A 17651-nucleotide genomic window follows, 5' to 3' on the forward strand; every position below is an offset into this window, starting at 1 on the left:
TACCCATAGCGGTCAAGCGATTTGGGCTTGAGGGGGATGGGAAACGATGGCACACTCTCAAAGTGACATTTTTCAAAAAAGTCTCCCAAAAAGTGTCCAAGATATTGACTTAGATCCAATATGCTACAATACTCAGAAAAGAGTGTTATTTTGAGCAATTATGTTATTATTATGCAAGCTATTCACTTTTGTATTATCTTAATTTCACTCGCTTTCTTAGCTTATATGCTTTACATCACACTCTTGGTACTTGTCTTGTTTCATTTTCAACGGAAGAGCAACTTGTAGCCTCGTAAAGCTTAGTAATTTGAAAAATTAGCACTAGTCAATTCTCCATTATTTAAGAAATAGTAACCATGCTATAATATAGTTAAACTTCCTACGAAACGGAGAAACTCCATTGCCAAATATATTGCCCTTCATCCTCCCACTTATTGTTCTTTTTCCATGTATCGCATTGATAGTAAAAGGAATCCAAAATAAGCGACTTGTGTTTATCGTTACTGGAATAATTTTATTAATCCCTATGACTTTCGCTGCATATATCATATTCGTTTTGACAGTCCTCTTCACAAGTGACTTTAGTAATTAAATGTTTGTACAAGCACCCCATCATATTTAATCTTATAAATGAGAGGATGATTATCACTAACTTCAGCGACTGGTCTAACTGTTCAAAAAGCGCTCATAAATTTTCAATTAACAATAAAACACTTCTTGAAAGTTCTGGTGCTGGTGCTTGCGCTTGTTTTTATTGCTGTAGGCTGTTCCATTATGACGATATTTCCGAATGGATAGATGATCGATTAGATAAAACTGCCTTGTGTCCAAACTGTAAGATTGATTCAGTTATTCCAAAAAATAATCACTATCCCTTTACAAAAAACTTTTTGGAATTTATGTATCGAAGATGGTTCGTCGATTAAAATTAATCAAAACATTCATGGCTATCTGTCTACCTTTTTTACACCACACTAATATGGAGGGATAATATGAAATTACAACAAACTGATTATAAAATGTTTGCTCTAATAGCATTACTTATAACAGGAGTACTGATGGCTCTATTTCCAAAAATTAACTTTTATTTTTGTTTCGTTATTCTATATCTTTTAATTTACTCTTTATTTGTACACATAATTGGCCAACCAAAATCAAGGCATCAAGCGAAGACGCGAAAAAAATCATCTAAATAATAACAAATCCAATGTCCGTTTCTAATTATAATGATATGAGAAAATGCTGACTATCTCGCCTTTATTTACTGTCAAACTTAAGACTAAAGTCTTATTAACTTAATAATCATTTTTCCATATACTATTAATTATTACTAAAAAATGATAAAAGGAGTTTTTATGACCTACTTAAAAAAAATAGCCCTACCTATCGCTCTATTCATTTTTAGCACCTTATTCACTATTTTAGCGGCATACTTTACAACTATTATTAATTCTCATAACAGCCTCTTACTCACACTCATTTTATTCTTTTTATCAGGAGCGCTTATCACAATCTTTGAGTTAATCAGTAAACAAAATAACTTGTTGAACCTTACTCAGAAAATAACTAAAAACCAGTGGAAACTCATTTTTTCTTGTCTAGCACTCATACTATTAAGTAACATCTTAATTAGTGTATTTTTGCCAAGTGCCACGCCTGAAAATCAACAAGCAATTTTAAATGATTTAGAAAAATCATTGCCTTTGATGTCTATAGCATTATTATCTGCACCTTTTTTTGAAGAAATAATTTTCAGAGGATTTATTTATCAACATATATTTAATAAATCTCTTACCGGCGTTCTTGTTAGTTCATTACTCTTTACAAGTTTACACATTACTTCTGTCAATGATTTAACTTTGAATTCATTTCTAAGCTATCTTATCCCGTCATTAGTTTTTACCTTAATTTACAAAAAAACTAATCGATTAGAATGCGCCATTATTTTACATCTTCTTTATAACCTATTTCCTTTACTACTTTCCTATTTAGTCCTTTTTGTTGATGGTTCTTTATCTTTATAATCAGTTATCATCGTTAACGTTGGCCACCTAATTACGCTAGAGTAAAAATCACCTTAATTAAAACTAAAAGTGATATAATTAAATTGTAGAGAAAAATGAAGGGAAGACCTATATGTTAGCACGATTAAGTAACAAATATAACGCACTTACTCATTTAAATTGGGGATTAGCCAGTATCTTTTTTATAATCAGTCTTTATCTATATCCTAAACTTCCAGCGACAATCCCATCACATTTTAATCTTTTCTTGCAACCAGATAATCTTGGAAATAAATCGACTATTTGGTTATTTCCGGTCCTATTCATTATTTTGGCCGTTATATGCGATGAAACTCGATTAAGCGTGTGGTTTCAAACATTCTCAATCAGCACAACTATTCAAAAACTACTATTAAGTATAGTTCAAATCATTTGTTGGATAGGAATTATTGATGCTTATATTTTTTATTTTTCGTTGATCTGATTCCGCCACTCATAGATAGATAGCTTTTAAAGCTCAATTATCATCCTACTTAAGTCCGATGCTTCCCTCCTATTTTGATGATATACTTCTAAGTATAAAACAATAAGGAGTGTTAATTATGTCAAACAGATTTGTAGTTGAAACACAAAAAGTAACCGGTTTATCAACCTCAGTTCAAGTTATTACAGATACAACTACCGGTGTTCTGTACCTTTTAGCCTCTAATGCTGCTGGAACTGGAATCACCCCTCTGCTTATGCCAGATGGAAAACTATATACTCAGCCAAAAGACTAACAGCTACTGACGTTATCAAGCAAAAATTGTTAATACCTTATTCACTTATTAAATTGACCATAAGTTGGCTAAATTACCACTCTCGCCCTTTAGAAAACTGTCATAAACACTAATCCTAAGCAATTTCTAATAAACTTTCGAAATTGTTATAACTGTTTAGAGGTAAGCTAGCAGCTTTTAAGGCACAAGCCCTATTGGACAGATTTAAATAACCGTGATACAACTAGACTAAGAGAAAGACTAGCTGTATCACGGTTACTTTTGGCTAAAATCAAGTTTAATAACAACTTTTTCCTATTCTTAATGTTAGTTATACGTGAAAGGCGGACAGGTTGGTAACAACAGCTCTAGCAATTGTAACTTCTTGTAAAAAACCATAATAATAGCAGTTATAGCTACTATCCCTATTAATAACATAACAATGACAAGCATTCCCATGTACGCTTTTGCAGATTTGAACAGGTTGAGTTTTTTTCTTTAAATAACATAAATAATAGCTATATCAGCATAATCACTCACTGTTTCATTTATTTTTCAAACAAGCAGCTTTTTGCATTTCTATTGGGTGCTCTTCTTTCAATTAAACTTCTTTAAATATTTTAGACATATTTCAATAAAAAGATTTTTTATAGGATCTATCCTCTTTTATTCATTCTATATTTCCAATTTTCATATAGTAAAAAAAGTCTTCTTATTCCAAATAAAATGATAAAATTTATTAAAAGTAAGGTGAGGATAGTTGAATATTTGTCACTCTGACTTGTCAGAGATATTACTTACCACTCAGATAGCTGTACGCGTGTTACTCTTTACCAATCATGAATCATAATTATTGCATCTAAAGGAGATGACAGTAATGAGGCATCAAATCACAAAGATTTGTCTTAATCATGACGGTGTTGAAAGTATTTACGTTGTTAAACTAGCAAAAGGAGATTCTTTATCTGTTAATACGTTAATTACCTATATTTATGGGAGTATCGTACTTTTATATTGATTCCAACGGAAAAGAGCGCACTATTGAAGCTGTTGAATTGCTTTATAAACCATCCTACATTCGCACAGCGAACGCCATTGGTAAATCGGATCCCCTGCTAGCCTTACCCACTTTTTAGCCTTGCCTTTATGGCTGGGCTTTTTCTTTTGATAAAAATTGGAATAAACTTAATGTCCTGTATCCATTTTCGTTGCCCCTTCAAGCTATCGCAACACTCATAAAATCTAAAACAAAAAGAGTACCGACAACAAACTTAATGCTGTCAGTACTCTTCTTTTACTTACTTATTAACACCAACTAATTTCTGATACCCCTCGCCCCAATCGGACATCGCATCCAGCACACTATGCAAGCTCCGACCAGTCTCTGTTAAAGAATACTCCACGCGAGGCGGCACTTCTGCAAAGACCACTCGATTGACTAAACCATCTGCTTCCATTTCTCGTAAATTTGATGTTAACACCTTTTGGCTAATCTGTCCTACCCCTTTTTTTAATTCACCAAACCGTTTTGTTTCTCTCATTAATTCTCTTAAAATAATAATTTTCCACCGATTGCCAATCAAACTTAAAGTTGCTTCAACTGGACAGGCGGGAATAGTTTTAGTCACAGACATCCACTCCTTGCATTAGTATCCTAATGTAACTTATAATACAATTATAGCATTACACTAAATTTAGCACTAATAATAAATGAGACCTAGCTCAACTTTCTTTCGTAAATCGTCTAGACTTAATAAACACTTAAGATTTACTTTAGAGACCATTAACACCCAAACTGTAGTATTTATCGTGTAAAGTAAATCTGGAGGCGACCCCTATGGAAACAGTCTTAACTGTTAATCAACTATCAAAAAAATACCCTAAGCAATGGGCCTTAAAAAATGTGTCTTTATCCATAAAAAGAGGCGATATTTATGGCCTAATCGGACGTAATGGTGCAGGAAAAACAACGCTACTCAAAATAATTACTGGATTAGCTGAACAAACAAACGGTCATATCCAGCTCTTTAATTCTGACAATCAGCACGACTATATTAAAAAATTAGCACGAACAGGCAGTGTGATCGAAACCCCTGTCGCTTACGAACAATTAACCGCCGAGCAAAACCTAACCTACTACTGCAAATTACGAGGCGTAGTAAATAAAAAAGATATCCAAGATACTCTAAAGCTAGTCGGTTTAAGCGACACAGGTAAAAAGAAATACAAACACTTTTCTCTTGGTATGAAACAAAAACTTGGTATAGCCATCGCACTAATTAGTAAACCCGATTTATTGATTCTTGACGAACCCATAAACGGACTAGACCCCATCTCAATTGTAGAATTTCGCGAGCTTCTTCTAACCTTGAATAGAGAACATAGTATGACAATTATAATCTCAAGTCACATCTTATCTGAGCTTTATCACGTGGCTAATCGGTTTGGAATTATTCACGAAGGAGAACTCCTAGAAGAAATCTGCAAAGCTGATTTTGAAGAGCTCTGTCGGGACATCGTTCACATTGTCTTAGATGATCCCTATCATGGCAGTCATATACTAAGAGATTACTTTCACTGCGACTTTAAAGTGGTCTCACAGAATGAAATTAATATTTATGATTTTCAAGGTGACACCGCCGATATCCTACAACAACTCATTACTGCTGGGATTCGTGTCAGCTCACTTCATACTGTTGGTACAGATTTAGAAACATATTTCACCCAACTTATTGAAAAAAAGAGCTCAATCACTCAACCGACTAACTCTTGGGAGGAACTCAAATGATTAACACCTTGCGCGCTGATTTTTATCGCTTAAAATACACCAAAGGCTTTTGGATTGCCCAAATCATTCTAACTGCCTTCATCATTATCAGTGTTGTTACTCAAGCAACAGCTTCGGTTGGCATTAGTGATATAGAAACCTCAACTCCAACTGCAGATATCGCCATTTGGACGGGAATCGTTGCACTTCAAATGATGAGCACAATGAGCTCCTTTCTGATATATATTATACTGCCTTTGCTTGTGATTATTGTTGGCCATGATTTCTCAAAGCAAACCTATAAAAATATCCTAACGGTTGGTGTCTCTCGTCAACGCTACTTTTTTGCTAAATACTTAACACTAACCTGTGCCACACTACTCCAACTCGCTTATTTTTATGTCCTATCTTTTGGACTAGGAACGCTTTTAAATGGCGTCGGCGATGAGTTAAGTCCAGCGTTTATTATTGATATCTGCCAAATATTTCTAAGCCAATTCGTCCTACTTTCAGCGATTATCGCAATCGCTACTTTTGTTTTATATCTCAGTGGTAGTACAGTTGCTGGCGTTTTAACGGGAATTCTTACGCCCATATTTATTTCGATTCTAAATTTAAGTTTTCCTGATAATGTCGTACTACAATATACTAATTTCCAATACAACGCTGATGAACTATCTCAAATTGGGCTTAATTCATCAGACATACGTATGTCTCTTCTCGCAGCTGGGCTAATAATTATCGGAATGCTCAGTATTAGCCTACTGGCCTTTAAAAAACGAGAACTATAACAAAAGAAAGAGAAACGTCGCTAGTTAGCCTAGTTACGTTTCTCTTTCTTTTGTTAAGCTTACAACCACATCAAATCTTTTTTCCTCACCGCTCAACTCAACCACTCCACCAAGCAATGTCGTTAATTCCTTGATAATATACAAACCTAACCCCGCATTTTTCCCTTTACGAGAAAGATCCTCTGTATAAAAGCGATCAAACAATCGCTGATAATTTGTGATAACTTGACTCGTTTGATTGCTGAAGGTTAAGGTTAAGCTTAACCCATCCTCATGAGTAACTAAGCGAATAGCCGCCTGTTGTTCACCATGAGTCAAGATATTTCCCAAGGCATTTTGAATCACCCGAGTTATGAGTTTTTGGTCTGTCACTAGCATAACATTGGGCTCAATTGCCACCTCTAGCTCAATGTCTTTTTCTTTAAAAGTCTCAAAATAATTAAACAATTGCTCCTCTAATAGTTTCGAAAGGTTAACTCTCTCTAACACGACTTCTACTTGTTGTTCTGAGATACGATTGTATGTTAAAAGCTCCTCTAGTTTGCCTTCGACATCCTTTAAATTCGTATTGATTTTAGCTAATAAATCAGCCCTTTGCTCTTGACCTATTTCTTGATGTTGACTCAAGTATTGGCTGTAACCACTTGCCACAGTCAACGGCGTTCTTAGATCATGGGCAATATTATTGATCGCAACATCAAACTGCTCCGAGCTTCGTTGCATCTCTTGATACGTGTCTTTATTTTGCCGTAATAGCTCATTTATTTCCATTGCCAATTTAACAAAAATAGCGCTCTTAGATGATAAACGCAGCTCAGCATTGGTCGGCTGTTTCCTGATTTGTGTGAGTTGGCGCCAAACATTTCGCAGCTCCATTTGTAGAAAAAGGATATAAGCGACTGCGATTATTGCCACTAACCACCCTATAATAGTTAAAACATTCATTCACTCACTCCATTTCTATTTAGCTAATTTAACCCCTAAGCTCCAAACTGTTTCTATATATGGCGTCTCATCATCTAGCTTTTGCAATTTTTTTCTTAAATTACTAATGTGAACATTTACAGTATTTTCATCGCCAAAATAAGGCTCTCCCCAAACTTTTTCATACAAATCCTCTTTTGTATAAATTTTGTTTGGATGATTAACCAATAGTTGGAAAATCAAAAATTCCTTTTTAGCCAGCTGGACACTCTCATCATCTCGAATCAATTGAAACATATCCTCAGCCAACTGAATATTTTTATAACAGGTCACCGTCTCTTCAACCACTTGCGACTGCCCCGTCCGTCTAATTTGTACCGCTATACGTGCTCGCAGCTCATCAATATCAAAAGGCTTCGTCAAATAATCATCCGCCCCTTTTAATAAGAAATCACTGATCATCTTCTTGTCACTTAAAGCTGTTAACATTACAATTGGAATCGCTGATTTTTCACGAATCTCCACTAGAACCTCTTCCCCAGTCTTGCCTGAGAGCATGATATCTAAAATCACTAAATCAAAGTCTTGATGGGCAAACTGAAGTAAGCCCTCTGTTCCAGAATACGCGGGTGTTACTTGATAATCACTACTTAAAACGGTAGTCAACAATTGGCTGATCTCCGTATCGTCTTCCACTAATAATATTTTTTTCATCCCTATTTCCTCTCATTAATAATTCCTTTTATACAAGTTTATCATTATTTTCTCCTCATTAATAGAACATTTTAAATCGACAAAACGAATGATGATACACATTACGCCACTCATCACGTATAATTAACAGATAGATAAAATTTTTATGAAAGAAGGCGATCGTCTTGTTTAAAAATTATGGACCACTTGCCACAGAAGTATATGACTTAACTAAACCAATCGGCAGTTCTCTTAATGGTGATATTGATTACTATCAAGAACGCTTAACGGGAGTTTTAGGTCACGTTTTAGAAGCTGGGGTTGGAACTGGTCGCATGCTCCTGCCACTATTAGAAGAAGGGTTTAAGATTGAGGGTGTCGACCAATCAGCTGAAATGCTCGCCATTTGCCAGACACACTTAACTCACTACGGCTTAGAAACGACTCTTTATCATGCGGACTTAGCCCGCTTTAAGACAGAAACCCGTTATGAAGCAATCATCATGCCAACTGCTAGCTTCTGTTTATTAGAGACTGAAGAGCTCGCAATTACTGTGCTGAAAAACTTTTACGACCATCTCTTACCTACCGGTCGTGTCATCATTGAGCTAGATTTGCCCTTCTATCCAGAACTAGGTGAGGTCACCACCTCCGTTCACCCGTTATCAGAAACAGAAGGCATCACTTTGGAACAAAAAACCATCAGCATCGATTGGTTGCGACAAGAAACAATCACTCACTTAAAGTATGAAAAATGGCAGGAAGGTCAATTAATAGCCACTGAGCTGCAGCAACTTCTATTACGTTGGTACGGCTTAACTGAATTTCGATTATTACTTGAACAAACAGGGTTCAAAGACATCACCATCAGCGCTGATTATGACTATGGTAAAAAACCTATAGACAGCAATCAGACCCTCACTTTTGAAGCAAGGAAATAACACCTTTTTTCATATCACTCGTCACCTAAAAACTAACGCTTTTCTAAACATCCCCCATATTGGTTGCAGTTAAACAGAACTGCTCTTATACTAGAGGTATCCAATTAGGAAATTGAGAAAGGTGAGGCATGACATGATAAAAATTTCTAAAGACGAATTCGAAGATTTAAAAAGTAGCGCAAAGTATTTAAGTTATTATTGGCACATCTTTAGAGGAATGGATACAGAGGGCAAAATTAATTTCGAGCACTCCTTCTTCATTCGCGATTTTATTACCCATGATCGCTTTGAAGAAGTTACCAAAGTCAATTATTCCAAACAATTCAACAAAGTCCTAATTTCAAGTGAACAATACGATTATTTAAACGAGTGTGTGGCCATTACTGAGCAACTGAAGAATGTCGTTGCTACCATGGAAAAAGAAGCAGGCAACTAGATTTGGCCAACTTTAACTCGTAACATAATCTTCTTACTATCAATTAACCGTCACAACTTTTTCATGTGACATATGTCCCTCATTTTGTGTCAGCAGACTGTTTAACTAAAAAAGTCTGCTGGCAAATAATAAAGAGCAACTCCTCTCACTAGACATTTTTTCTTATCCTTATTTGTATCAAACTCAATTAGCTGCAAGCAGCGGTCTTCATTGTCACTCGCAAATTTCACGATTCTATCCTTGGGAATTCTGACAATTTTCGGCTTCTTTGATGTCCTGATAGCTAAATAGAAATAATCCTCTGTCACCTTAAGTAACTCAAGTTCTGTCTCCTCTTGAATCATTTTAATTAAGGTTTGATCTTTCCATTTTGAATAATTATGACTAACCTTTTGCTGTAGATAAAAATGCTGCCAACAAATCACAAAAGTAAACAAGATAAATAACGCCGCATACACACTTACGCCTAGTCTTAACCAATTAGGGACTGTCGGCAATTGGTTAAATAGCATTGCCGCTAGCACTAACACACAATTTATTGGAAAATAAGATCGCCACATTCCCTTAGAGATTTTTTTTAGTGAAGCCATCAAATGAATTCTAATTTCTTCTTGATATAAAGCAAAGTTTGCCTTAATTTCTTCCGCTCTCAGATCTGTCATTTTTATCCCTCCATCCGTTACTTGTTGATAAGTAAATTTTAGCGTGATTTCCAATAAATTAATAGTGACAATTCCGTCACTAGCTATTTTTTGCCACACTTCTCACTATAACTAACATAAAAAACTTAGACCCATGTGATATCGACATGAGGTTGATATCACATAGGTCTTATATTAATTCAAAAATAGCTTGAGCTGCTAGCTTACTCCCCTCGATTGGTTCTAGTTCTTTTTGTAAATTTGTTGCTTGTTTTTGATAGCTTGGATTTTTAAGTAACTGATCCATAGCCTCTTTAAAATGGTACGGCTTATCTAACTGCTTTCTCTTGATTTGAATAGCATTTCCATAGTCCACGCAACAGCGTATGTTGTATTCTTGCTCTTTTTGTAGCCCCACCCCAATAAATGGCTTGCCAGACACACATGCTGTTTGAACCGTTCCCTCGCCACCATGAAGCACTGAGGCTTTCACCATGCGCTGAATTTGTTTTGCTGGTAACCAATCGAACAAATGAATAGTTGAAGGCAGAGATTGGATTTGTTTCGTTGAAAGATAGCTCCTCATCGGACTTACTACCTGCACTGGCAATCCATCAAAGTTTTTAAGTAACTGATAGACCGTTTCACTATCTCCAGAACTTCCCATACTACAAAAGATAATCGGTTCTGTCGCTTCTCGAAACAGCTGATCCAAGCCATCAGGAATTTCTTCTGGTAGATCTGCAAATATCGGTCCCACATACACACTGTTCTTTGCTAAAACAGGATTACCTGTTAAGATTTCTGGTGTTGTAATACAATTCAAATCTGCATCTAAAGCATCAATAATTGTCGGAAAATTCTTTTCTACCCCATACTCTTTTATAAGTTTTCTTATATCTTTAGGTAGATAACTAATAGATAAAATTAATTTTCTAACTAACTTTTTAACAATTACAGGAGAGGTTTTCATAAATTGAGGACTCTCTATCCAAGACCTTGAATACGCATAAGGCTTGACGTAAACTAATGGGATATTTTTCACTCTAGCGCTAATAAATAGACTCATTGTACTACCAATAACAATACCGTCAACTTGAAGTTCATCTATAAGAGCCTGTTCATTGGCAATTCTTTCTTTCAACATATCATACGAAAAAGGGAGCTTCATACTGCGCCCTTGATCAAAGTCCATTATTTTAGTGATCGTGTCATCTGCCAAATAAGGTGACAATAAATGAAAGCGAAAACCAGCTTTTTCAATATAGTGAGAAAATCTATCATTGTACCCCATGAAGACACATTCAGCCTCACTGCTACACTCTTTTGCAACTTCAATCATACGTGTCGTCTCAGCCAAATTAAAGGTTTCTGGTGCAAATAAAAGTTTTTTCATGATAGGAATCCTTCATTCTGATGCAATTCCATGTAGAGCTTTTCCACATAACCATCCAGTTCTTTTTCAACCTCAGAATCAATCTTTCCCAAGTCTGAAATAGTCTCAAAAATAGTCAGCATCTGATGGTAGTAATTAATTTTCTTTTGAAACTCTCTTGTTTTAATCTGAATTAATTTCTCTGTTTCAAGTAAACAGTTTTCAGTAGAATCACTTTGAATAAACAATAGGACCGATTGAATTTCTTCTAAACTAAACCCGCCATATTTTAACACCAAAATGTATTTTATCATGAGTACATCCCACTCTTTATACTTCCGATAGCCACTTTCGGTTCTTAGTGGTTGAACCAAATTGACTTTTTCATAATAACGTAAAGCCGATTTTGATAATTTAAGTTCCTTTGCCGTTTCTTTTATAGATTTACCTGACATTAACTTCAACTCCTTTTCAACAGTTTATCATTAAACCTAAGTTGAAAGTCAAGAAGGTTTGGTGAACCCCTGTTTGCATTAGTGCTTATGAGTGAACAACGGCTGATCTTCTTCTTTGTAGTAATCCGGATTAAGCTCATCTTCAACCTCAACATCAATCAATGTTACAAGACTTGCGCCAACACCTAGTATCCCTAAAACAATCGCAATGGGAATGTACACGCCCTTCTTCTGATACCATTTTGTCTCGTTCATACGGTCACCCTCTCTCTTTACTAACAACTATTCTATTTCTTTAAAAACTGCCGTACTTTCACGTTTAAGTAACTTGGTTGAAAACAACTTATTTGGATAGCTCTCACTAACTCCCTCAATTGCCTCCACTAAAATCTCAGCCGCGGCTCGTCCAATCCCATCTGCGGGTTGATAGACCGTCGTTAAAGAAGGCGTTAGATAGGTCGTAATTTCCAAGCCATCATACCCAATCACAGAAATATCAGCAGGTATGCTCAATCCCGCTTCAAAAATAGCACGATATGCCCCAATCGCCATCTCATCATTTCCACAAAATAACGCACTAATATCAGCCTTTGTTAGTAATTCCTTGGTCGCCTGATAGCCACCTTCGATTGTTACTGTATTATCGACAATCCATTCCTCACGAATTTCCAACTGATGGTCCAATAAGCACTGACGATACGCATCTGTTCGATCAACCATCTCATAAAACCGACTATCATTTGCCAGCATCCCAATACGTTTGTGACCTAATTCAATTAAATACGAAACAGCCTCATAGGCGCCAGCATACTCATCCACCAAAATATTGCCACCACCGCGCTTGTTAAGCCCCCTATCCAATAACACATAAGGAAAGATCTGATGTATTTTATCTTCTAATAACTTATCCAATTCAATCGCATTAGGCGTTGCCAAAATGACTCCTTGAACCGCTCGATCCAGTAACTCAGATAAATAATTTTTTTCATTTTCAATTGAGTAATGTGAGTCACATAATAAAATCACATAACCCCTTTCAATTAAAGCCATCTCAATTCCTTCGATTACCTTTGAAAAAAATAAATTGGTAATATCAGGTACAATCACACCAATCGTTTTAGATTGAGGGTTAACCATATTTTTAGCAAAATAATCAGGCCGATAATCTGTCTCCGCAACTGCTTTCATTACTTTTTGGCGTGTCTCTTCTGAAAAGCGCTTACCTTTCCCATTTAACACTTGAGAAACTGTCGTAATAGACACATCTGCTAGCTTAGCAATATCTTTTATTGTTACTCTCATTTCCCACACGAAATTGATTCCACTTTTGATTGCGACTTTAGCAACCATACGTAGCCCCACTCTCTTCCCCTATACTTAATTTTTTCTTGCTTATGAATAAAGTTTAGCATAGCTAGCTGGGAGAAACTAGACTTTCAAAAAAATAAGCAGAAGCTCCTTAACGATTACTATAATTGGTCAACTAAGTCGTAAATAGCCTAGTGAAGTTCAAAACTGACTTCTTCTAGGCTATTCTTTAACGATTTTGATAATGAAAAGTTCGTGTTGTCAAATAAAATTGCCCCACAAAAAATACGAATAGAAATAAAAGAGCGATCAAATAAGGCTTAGCGGCTAAAGACATCGCAGCTTCAAATCCCTTTATAAAATAGTTAAAAGGATTAATAAGGCTTAACCATTGAATAATCTTTGGCGCCTTATCTAACGAATAAAACGCAGTCGAAGCAAATAGTAGCGGCAATAACGCAATATTGCTTAACATACTCATTTGACTTTCAGTCTGACAAAAATTTGACGTAAAATATGCCATAAAAATGTACCCCACCGATGCCAAAAAGATCAGTGGCAAAACAACCATCCAATTAATAAGTGACAGCTTAATACCAAACATATAACAGCCAATTATTAAATTAAATCCCCCACATAAAAACGATAAAGTCGCCCATCCCAGTGATACACTCAAAATATACTGCCACAGTGGCAATGACGTAATATGAAGTAAATTGAGGACACCTCGTTTACGCTGAGAAACAACCGTAAAAGCATTTGTCATAAACGCTTGAAAAAGGATACTCGCGCCAACAACCCCAAACACTAATCTGATCTGCGCCTCTCCAACAAAATATTTAAAAAGTAATAGCCCTACTACTGGCAAAATCACCGACCAAAAAATGAAATGAACACTTCTTACAGATGACTTAATTGTTAACCGATAAATATTACCCACACTAAACTTCCTCCAAACTTTCTGTTAAATCTAAATATAGCGCTTCTAAATTTTCCACCTGATACTTAATTACTAATTCTTCTGGACTACCGCTAGCAATAATTTCACCAGCATTCATGAAAATCAATCGTGTTGCTAATAGTCCCACCTCTTCTAAATCATGTGACGAAAAGAGGATGGTTGTTCCGTGATTCGCTAGTCTTGTTATCATCTGCTTGATTTCATGACGTGCTCTGGGATCAAGGGCCGCTGTCGGCTCATCTAAAATAATCAACTCTGGTCGATGCAGCATCGTCAACGCAATAGCTAGTCGTTTCTGCTGTCCGCCTGAAAGCTTAATTGCTAAGATTTTTCGAGCGTCATATAATTTAGCCGACATCAATAACTCCTTTTTCTCTTCTTTTGTTAACTTAACACGGTATAACGCCGCAAACATCTCCAAATTTTCTTCTGTAGTATACTCCTCAAAAAAGGGCATTGACTGTAACTGTGCACCTAGATACTGCTTATAATCATCGCGCCAGTAAGATACCTTACCTTCGTCTGACGGGAGTAGCCCCAAAAGCATGGCAATCGTTGTTGATTTGCCAGAACCGTTAGCGCCTATTAAAGCAATTACCTCTCCTTGCTCAATTGTCAAATCTAATGGCTTTACTACCTGATTTTCCCCATAGGCTTTACTAATATGCGTTGCTTTAATCACCATTGTCATCATTTCCTTTCTTGTATGCCGTTGAATACTCAAGTTTGACTATTCAGATATTTTTTAACTCTCCTGAATAGGAGAGTTACTTTTCGATAATTTTCCGAGCATCTTCGACAAACTGGCTTTGTAGCTTAACTAATGAATACATATGCTCAAAAATCAATTGGGTCATTGGATCAACTTGACCAGACATCGCCTGATCTTTTTCAATCTGCCCTCTTTGCAATTCTTGGTATTCTTTCACTAGGATGGCTTGCTGTTTATCTAACGCTTGTAGTGCTTCAGCTTGATCTAGTTTAGTCGTAAACGAAAGTCCAGCATACAATTCATTGGGATAAATAACTGAAGATTTTCCTAAAGCCTCTCGGATAAGCTCTAATTCATATGCTTTCCCAGCTTCAGTTACCTGATAGATGGCCTTTTGGCGATGTCCCGTATGTTCGATACTTGCCACTTCAATATAGCCCTCTTTTTCCAGCTTCTTCAAAGCATTGTAAATTGACCCAATCAAAACTCCTGCCCAGCGCTCAGCATCATTTAACTTTAGCATAGCTTGAATATCATAACCTGACATCGGCTTATATCCTAAGCAAGCTAAAACAAGTAATCGTGTCATTGTCTCACTCCTTATATACTCAACGTTGACTATACAACGATAATACACCATCAATTTAATACCGTCAAGACTTTTATAAAAAAAGAAGCATCACATAAAAAAAAGCCACTATCAATTAAGATAGGGCTTTTCATAAGTTTTATTCGATTATGCTTTGAAGATTTTTACAGCTTGTAAGCCACGTTGGCCTTCTTCAACATCAAATGTTACTGCTTGACCTTCGTCTAAGCTTTTGAATCCGTCTGTTTGGATTTCTGAGAAATGAGCAAATACGTCAGTTCCGTCCTCTTGAGTGATGAAACCAAAACCTTTGTCTGCATTAAACCATTTTACTGTACCGTTGTTCATATTAAATTCCTCCTGATACGCACGTTTTGTACGTTTAGTATTGCAATAAATGTGACGCATAAAAGGAAAATTATATGTATTATATATCGTTGTCCTAATTCGAATCAAATTACCACTTTAATTACTATAACACATATAAGAACAAGAATCAACAATAAAGATGTAACAAGCTTATCATAGCGATGAACTACACAGTAAAAATGCTTGATTTTATTGAAGAAACACTCCACAAGAGATTATTCTTATATAGATGCCAATCGGTTTTCCAAGTGGTTTCGATTATAATTTTATGAACATTATGTAACTTTCAAGTATTCATCCCCACTTAAGCTGATTACTATAATAGCCCACCGCTTCGCTTATAATAATTTAAATGCAGCTGAGTACTCCAACTAATCAGCTGCACTTTTTTCTGCCTTAGTAGCGCCAAAACGTGACTAACGGCCTTATGTCCTTCCCCAAATACTTGCAAGCTCGCAATCACGATTGTATCTCCTGGCATCAACCTCTCTAACAGCTGGTACAATTCCACTTGTTCTGCTGGTTTTGAGGACTCGATAAAAATGGTCTCACACTGATAATCAGAGACAATTTTTAATTGATCATTCGTCGGCAGTGGCTGATTACGTTTCACATACCCATAAATCGTCATTACTGATCACTCCTTTTCAGTGCTTGGCTTCATCATTAATGGAACCGATCCGTAAGGCGGATGGGCTAAAACATCTTGTAATTCTAGAGAAATAGTCGCTAACTCCTTCAATTCTTGATACACCGCTAATGATAAGTTGACACGTTTTCTAACAGGTTTAAATTGAGCCTTAGCCAATAAACTTTCTTCCTTATCTTTTTCTACGACCTGTCTCAGAATTGGTTGATACTTAAACCCGTACCAGCCATCGGGAAACTGTTGCTGATACGCCTGCCAAGTCCATCTTAAGGCTTCTACCGCTTGTTTTAGATGAGTGTATTCCTCATAAGAAATCGTCTTTTTTTTCATTTTAAGGCCAATCCTTTATTCTATTAGCTTCGTGTATTTATGGACCGTTCCTAAAGAAACCTGACACTCAGTTGAAATTTCTCGTAGCGTTTTCTTTTGCCGATACAATCGTTCAATTTGGTGGATTACGTCCTCACTAATGGTCGGTCTACCGCTCACCATGCCGTTGGCATGGGCTTTTTTTAAGCCTTGACAGGTCCGACGACTAATGATGCTTTTTTCTGCCTGTGCCAACTGAAAGAGAACATCCAAATATGCTTGATCTGATGACACTGGTTTTTCAATAAAATGCAAGGAGATCTCTTGACGATGAATCAAGTCAAGCAACGGCAACCACTGAATCAATTGAAGCCCCACGCTTTGAAAATTCACCACCACTAATGAACACCTCTGGTAAGTCAACAGAAACTGTTCAAATTGGGCATAGCAGCCGCCTAATTCTTGCGTCTGAACGACCTCCTGACAGTCGGCGTTTTGATAGAGTTGCTCCGACTCGTTAGATACGGTATAACCCACTCGTTTTGCTCTCATCTTATGCTCCTTTCCAGTTTTCTTCCCCTCACCATCACTCCGATAAGTGATCAGAATAAGTGAAGTAGATAATCAATGAGGTCATTACCCCACAAATAACCACTTGCAACAAGACATTAGATGAGTAGGTTTGACTCAGTTTTAAGCTGACAATCGTCAAAAAAAAGGTCCCTATGAGAAACGCCGCCTGCCGTAACTTTCGGTACTCATGACGGACTCGCACCACTGTCGATAAGGACTCGCCTGATTCTTTACTGATTTGCCGTAACGACCGGTTCCCTGCGACTTGTTGAAAAATAGTCCAATAGGCTCGTCTAATGTGTGGGTCTCTTGAAAAACAACTAAACTGACGTTTCTCAGCCCTTCGCTCTTTTCTAAATTTAGTAACGGTGATACGCGATTCTTTCTGCACAGCACT

General features: G+C 36.5%; 24 protein-coding genes. 8 read left to right on the plus strand and 16 right to left on the minus strand.

Features of this window, described 5'->3' with window-relative positions; all coding sequences use genetic code 11:
* The first annotated feature begins 1355 nt into the window (after positions 1-1355).
* The 4 genes from AC5KOD_RS04165 to AC5KOD_RS04180 all read left to right on the plus strand — a co-directional run bounded on the left by AC5KOD_RS04165 (position 1356) and on the right by AC5KOD_RS04180 (position 3779).
* Positions 1356-2024: a CPBP family intramembrane glutamic endopeptidase gene (locus AC5KOD_RS04165; RefSeq protein ID WP_496913275.1), complete on the plus strand. Its 669-nt coding sequence runs from the start codon at positions 1356-1358 to the stop codon at positions 2022-2024.
* A 112-nt stretch (positions 2025-2136) separates the two neighbouring features.
* Entirely contained in the window at positions 2137-2487 is a 351-nt protein-coding gene (locus AC5KOD_RS04170) for a DUF1648 domain-containing protein (protein WP_496913276.1), read from the plus strand.
* 118 nt (positions 2488-2605) lie between these two features.
* The gene (locus AC5KOD_RS04175) at positions 2606-2782 is read left to right on the plus strand and encodes a DUF6440 family protein (protein ID WP_496913277.1); all 177 of its coding nucleotides are present in this window, start codon (positions 2606-2608) and stop codon (positions 2780-2782) included.
* Positions 2783-3638: 856 nt separating this feature from the next.
* A complete protein-coding gene (locus AC5KOD_RS04180; RefSeq protein WP_496913278.1) occupies positions 3639-3779 on the plus strand; it encodes a hypothetical protein in 141 nt (46 codons plus the stop codon).
* Positions 3780-4059: 280 nt separating this feature from the next.
* Here the strand turns inward: AC5KOD_RS04180 and AC5KOD_RS04185 are convergent, their stop codons facing one another.
* Positions 4060-4395 carry a winged helix-turn-helix transcriptional regulator gene (locus AC5KOD_RS04185; protein WP_496913279.1) on the minus strand — a complete coding sequence of 112 codons (336 nt, stop codon included), beginning with the start codon at positions 4393-4395 and terminating at the stop codon, positions 4060-4062.
* 203 nt (positions 4396-4598) lie between these two features.
* Here AC5KOD_RS04185 and AC5KOD_RS04190 point away from each other — a divergent pair, with 203 nt between their 5' ends.
* Positions 4599-5549 carry an ABC transporter ATP-binding protein gene (locus AC5KOD_RS04190; protein WP_496913280.1) on the plus strand — a complete coding sequence of 317 codons (951 nt, stop codon included), beginning with the start codon at positions 4599-4601 and terminating at the stop codon, positions 5547-5549.
* Complete coding sequence (locus AC5KOD_RS04195; protein WP_496913281.1) at positions 5546-6319, plus strand: DUF2705 family protein; 774 nt, start codon at positions 5546-5548, stop codon at positions 6317-6319. The genes AC5KOD_RS04190 and AC5KOD_RS04195 overlap by 4 nt, the downstream gene beginning before the upstream one ends.
* 33 nt (positions 6320-6352) lie before the next feature.
* Here AC5KOD_RS04195 and AC5KOD_RS04200 read toward each other — a convergent pair whose 3' ends face one another.
* Both AC5KOD_RS04200 and AC5KOD_RS04205 read right to left on the minus strand, forming a co-directional pair.
* Positions 6353-7264 (minus strand): sensor histidine kinase, encoded by a 912-nt coding sequence (locus AC5KOD_RS04200; RefSeq protein ID WP_496913282.1) that lies wholly within the window; start codon positions 7262-7264, stop codon positions 6353-6355.
* Between the two features lie 15 nt (positions 7265-7279).
* Entirely contained in the window at positions 7280-7957 is a 678-nt protein-coding gene (locus AC5KOD_RS04205) for a response regulator transcription factor (RefSeq protein WP_496913283.1), read from the minus strand.
* Positions 7958-8121: 164 nt separating this feature from the next.
* On the opposite strand from AC5KOD_RS04205, the gene AC5KOD_RS04210 reads away from it, so the two are divergent.
* Both AC5KOD_RS04210 and AC5KOD_RS04215 read left to right on the plus strand, forming a co-directional pair.
* The gene (locus AC5KOD_RS04210) at positions 8122-8877 is read left to right on the plus strand and encodes a class I SAM-dependent DNA methyltransferase (protein ID WP_496913284.1); all 756 of its coding nucleotides are present in this window, start codon (positions 8122-8124) and stop codon (positions 8875-8877) included.
* A 133-nt stretch (positions 8878-9010) separates the two neighbouring features.
* On the plus strand, positions 9011-9313 hold the full coding sequence (locus AC5KOD_RS04215) for a hypothetical protein (protein ID WP_496913285.1): 303 nt from the start codon (positions 9011-9013) through the stop codon (positions 9311-9313).
* Between the two features lie 101 nt (positions 9314-9414).
* On the opposite strand, the gene AC5KOD_RS04220 is transcribed toward AC5KOD_RS04215, so the two are convergent.
* The 13 genes from AC5KOD_RS04220 to AC5KOD_RS04280 all read right to left on the minus strand — a co-directional run.
* Complete coding sequence (locus tag AC5KOD_RS04220) at positions 9415-9975, minus strand: hypothetical protein (RefSeq protein WP_496913286.1); 561 nt, start codon at positions 9973-9975, stop codon at positions 9415-9417.
* A gap of 169 nt (positions 9976-10144) precedes the next feature.
* Positions 10145-11350 carry a glycosyltransferase gene (locus AC5KOD_RS04225; RefSeq protein WP_496913287.1) on the minus strand — a complete coding sequence of 402 codons (1206 nt, stop codon included), beginning with the start codon at positions 11348-11350 and terminating at the stop codon, positions 10145-10147.
* Entirely contained in the window at positions 11347-11784 is a 438-nt protein-coding gene (locus AC5KOD_RS04230) for a MerR family transcriptional regulator (protein WP_496913288.1), read from the minus strand. The genes AC5KOD_RS04225 and AC5KOD_RS04230 overlap by 4 nt, the downstream gene beginning before the upstream one ends.
* 78 nt (positions 11785-11862) lie before the next feature.
* Positions 11863-12039 carry a hypothetical protein gene (locus AC5KOD_RS04235; protein WP_496913289.1) on the minus strand — a complete coding sequence of 59 codons (177 nt, stop codon included), beginning with the start codon at positions 12037-12039 and terminating at the stop codon, positions 11863-11865.
* Between the two features lie 27 nt (positions 12040-12066).
* A complete protein-coding gene (locus AC5KOD_RS04240; protein WP_496913297.1) occupies positions 12067-13086 on the minus strand; it encodes a LacI family DNA-binding transcriptional regulator in 1020 nt (339 codons plus the stop codon).
* Between the two features lie 235 nt (positions 13087-13321).
* The gene (locus AC5KOD_RS04245; RefSeq protein ID WP_496913290.1) at positions 13322-14032 is read right to left on the minus strand and encodes an ABC transporter permease; all 711 of its coding nucleotides are present in this window, start codon (positions 14030-14032) and stop codon (positions 13322-13324) included.
* 1 nt (position 14033) lies between these two features.
* On the minus strand, positions 14034-14738 hold the full coding sequence (locus AC5KOD_RS04250) for an ABC transporter ATP-binding protein (protein WP_496913291.1): 705 nt from the start codon (positions 14736-14738) through the stop codon (positions 14034-14036).
* An 82-nt stretch (positions 14739-14820) separates the two neighbouring features.
* On the minus strand, positions 14821-15354 hold the full coding sequence (locus AC5KOD_RS04255) for a PadR family transcriptional regulator (RefSeq protein ID WP_496913292.1): 534 nt from the start codon (positions 15352-15354) through the stop codon (positions 14821-14823).
* A gap of 147 nt (positions 15355-15501) precedes the next feature.
* Positions 15502-15702, minus strand: coding sequence for a cold-shock protein (locus AC5KOD_RS04260; protein ID WP_209530128.1), 201 nt, complete (start codon positions 15700-15702; stop codon positions 15502-15504).
* Positions 15703-16039: 337 nt separating this feature from the next.
* Complete coding sequence (locus tag AC5KOD_RS04265; RefSeq protein WP_496913293.1) at positions 16040-16354, minus strand: recombinase family protein; 315 nt, start codon at positions 16352-16354, stop codon at positions 16040-16042.
* A 6-nt stretch (positions 16355-16360) separates the two neighbouring features.
* Complete coding sequence (locus AC5KOD_RS04270) at positions 16361-16702, minus strand: hypothetical protein (RefSeq protein ID WP_496913294.1); 342 nt, start codon at positions 16700-16702, stop codon at positions 16361-16363.
* A 15-nt stretch (positions 16703-16717) separates the two neighbouring features.
* The gene (locus tag AC5KOD_RS04275) at positions 16718-17233 is read right to left on the minus strand and encodes a recombinase family protein (protein ID WP_496913295.1); all 516 of its coding nucleotides are present in this window, start codon (positions 17231-17233) and stop codon (positions 16718-16720) included.
* A gap of 34 nt (positions 17234-17267) precedes the next feature.
* Positions 17268-17651: hypothetical protein (locus tag AC5KOD_RS04280; RefSeq protein ID WP_496913296.1), on the minus strand; the 384-nt coding region annotated here is incomplete at its 5' end.

It is taken from the genome of Vagococcus sp. WN80Y (assembly GCF_059621045.1).